Raw genomic sequence first — 429 nt, forward strand, 5'->3', positions numbered from 1 at the left:
CTCTTCGTCAATAAATTGAGACCAGACCACACAGTTGATGTGGGTACTGACCGTAAACCCGCATAGTTTACCGTACAGGCGTTACCGTGACATCGTGTAATGCACCTGTCGGCGTGATAATGCATATAATTTTAACGGCTATTTGGGATTTGCTCAATCTATACGCAAAGAAGTTTAGATGTCCAGATGTATTGACGTCCATTAACACAATGTTTACTCTGGTGCCTGACATTTCACCGACAAAGCCCAGGGAACTTCATCACATGACGCGTAAACAGGCCACCATCGCAGTGCGTAGCGGGTTAAATGACGACGAACAGTATGGTTGCGTTGTCCCACCGATCCATCTTTCCAGCACCTATAACTTTACCGGATTTAATGAACCGCGCGCGCATGATTACTCGCGTCGCGGCAACCCAACGCGCGATG

General features: G+C 47.8%; 1 protein-coding gene. It reads left to right on the forward strand.

The window, feature by feature from the left end; translation table 11 throughout:
• Positions 1 to 263: 263 nt before the first annotated feature.
• Positions 264 to 429: PLP-dependent transferase (locus tag DYZ14_RS24030; RefSeq protein ID WP_195950106.1), on the forward strand; the 166-nt coding region annotated here is incomplete at its 3' end.

The sequence above is a fragment of the Ciceribacter sp. T2.26MG-112.2 genome (assembly GCF_900492205.1).
Lineage (GTDB): Bacteria > Pseudomonadota > Alphaproteobacteria > Rhizobiales > Rhizobiaceae > Allorhizobium > Allorhizobium naphthalenivorans_A.